This is a genomic window from Planctomycetota bacterium (genome assembly GCA_035574235.1).
Classification (GTDB): Bacteria; Planctomycetota; MHYJ01; order MHYJ01; family JACPRB01; genus DATLZA01.
In genome coordinates this window covers 1-2,074 of sequence record DATLZA010000042.1, presented here as the reverse complement: position 1 = coordinate 2,074, position 2,074 = coordinate 1, and the positions used below count along the sequence as shown (strand labels likewise).

Annotated in this window: 3 protein-coding genes; 1 reads left to right on the top strand and 2 read right to left on the bottom strand. The window is 70.1% G+C overall.

The features are described from left to right. A partial coding sequence (locus VNO22_03365) for an MFS transporter (protein ID HXG60391.1) occupies positions 1-525 on the bottom strand: 525 nt, incomplete at its 3' end. A 323-nt stretch (positions 526-848) separates the two neighbouring features. Next, the gene (locus VNO22_03360; protein ID HXG60390.1) at positions 849-1,418 is read right to left on the bottom strand and encodes a phospholipase D-like domain-containing protein; all 570 of its coding nucleotides are present in this window, start codon (positions 1,416-1,418) and stop codon (positions 849-851) included. A 134-nt stretch (positions 1,419-1,552) separates the two neighbouring features. On the opposite strand from VNO22_03360, the gene VNO22_03355 reads away from it, so the two are divergent. Then, on the top strand, positions 1,553-2,074 hold a 522-nt coding region (locus tag VNO22_03355; protein HXG60389.1), incomplete at its 3' end, for a tryptophan--tRNA ligase.

The window sequence follows — 2,074 nt, the reverse complement described above, 5'->3', positions numbered from 1 at the left end:
GGTCCAGGGGTAGAAAAGCATTACGGCTCCCGCCAGCGCCGCCGCCAGGGCGAGCGTCCCCGCCGGTCCGGTCCGGGCCACGAGCCATCCGCCCGAGAGAAAGCCCAGGGATTTTCCGATCGACCACATGACGTTGAAGAGCCCGAGGGCCCGCTCCATCCGATGGGGGGGCGTTTCGGCGCCGATCGATCCCTGGATGCTGGGCCAGAAGAGGCTGGCCGCAAGCGCCAGGATCGGCACGCCCAGGAAGAACGTTTCCAGCCGCTCCGCCCCGCGCAGAATCAGGCAGGCCGCCGCCGCCCCCGCGCATCCCAGGAGGGCCAGAAGAGGCTTGGAGGCGCGGTCCGCCAGGCGGCCCATGAGCAGGCTGTTGACCGTGTAGAGCACGCTGTGGACCGTGACGAGGAGTCCCAGTTGGGTGGCTCCGGCCCCGAGCGCGTGCGCCCGGATCGGGATGACGATCCAGACGACGAAGACCACCGCGTCGTAGACGAGCGCGGCCAGAGTGTACCGCCGGAGGCGCATCGGGGCAGGATTGTAGAACGCGCGGCCCGGCGCGCACAAGGAACGGAGGACGGTTGTCCCTTTTCATGTCGATTTTCCCTTCGGAACGCGATTCGACCGGGATTTAAGCCAGTCGCAGAGCGCCCGGGCGCGGGCCGGGTCCGGCAGCGCGAACGCCGCCACGACATCCCACGGGCGGCCCGTCCGGGTGGCCGGCACGCGGCCCGCCTCGTGCCGCCGGAGAGCCCGCGGCAGGTCCCGTGTCCGCCCCACGTAACGCCGGGCCGGGGCCCCGGTCGAGTGCAGGACGTAAACCCACCAGATCCTGGCGGAAGGACGGTCTCTCACAGCGCCTCCGCGGGCTTGGCGGCGAAATCGAAGACGTAGTCGAAGAGCGCGTGGAGCCGGCCGACGAGGTCCCGATCCTCGAGGTAGATTCCGAGCTCGAAGTTGTAGTGGAGGCTCGTGTCCGTGAGGTTCGCGCTTCCCAGGTAGGCCCGGGAGGAATCGGCCAGGATCATTTTCGCGTGGAGCTGGAACATCTGGGCGCGGGCGTGTTTCTCGTGGAGATACCGGACGGCGAGCGGTCGCGCGGAGGCGAACCGCTCCAGGACGGGGTTGGACCGCTGGCGCGCCTCCCGGAGGGTGGTGACGATCTGGATGGGCGCGCGGGCGGACTGGGCGAGGCTCGTGAACGTGGGATCCACGTAGGGCGAGAAGACCTTGACGGACGTTTGCGCCTCGGCGAAGAGGCGCCGGAAGACCTCGGCGGTCGAGAGGATTCCCGGGAGCCGCTCCTCGACGGGGCCGCGCAGGGGGGCGGGAAGGGACAGGACGAGGGACGCACGGGCGTTTCCCGCGGGCGCCGCCGGGGCGTCGTTCCGGAACACGCTTTCGAACAACCTTTGCAGCATGGCGCACCTCCTTGCCGAAGGACGGGTCAAGGAGAGCAAGCCGCGTGCCCGATCAGGCTCCCCGGGCGGGGTCGCGGGCGCGTTACGTTCCGTAACATGGGGGAAACGCCGGAGGTCCACGAAGGGGGATCGCGATGGGCGTCGGCCGGCGCGTCGTTTCGGGGATGCGTCCCACGGGGCCGCTTCACCTGGGGCACTACGTCGGGGTGTTGCGGGCGTGGACGGCGCTCCAACGGGACCACGACTGCTTTTTCTTCGCGGCCGACTGGCACGCGCTCGTCGATCGGCGGGAGGAGCCGCGGCGCGTGGCCGGGTGGATCCGGGAGATGGTGGCGGACTGGATCGCCTGCGGGGTGGATCCGGAGCGCTGCACGATGTTCGTCCAGTCGGCGGTTCCGGAGCATCTGGAGTTCTTCTGGATCCTGGGGTCGCTGGCTCCGGTGGGGATGCTGGAGCGTTCGCCGACCTATAAGGAAGAGGCGGCGCGGCTGGGGGGGAGGGAGGCGCCCTCCTATGCGCTTCTGGGGTATCCGCTCCTTCAGGCGGCGGACGTGGCGCTTTACCGGGGCGAGCGGGTGCCGGTGGGGGAGGACCAAGTGGCGCACCTGGAGCTGGCGCGGGAGATCGTGCGGCGGCTGAGGCGCGCGTACGGCGTG

What these genes read in the sequence shown, in the direction of transcription:
- VNO22_03360 (HXG60390.1), bottom strand. Translation starts at nt 1,418, where the DNA reads ATGCTGCAAAGGTTGTTCGAAAGCGTGTTCCGGAACGACGCCCCGGCG.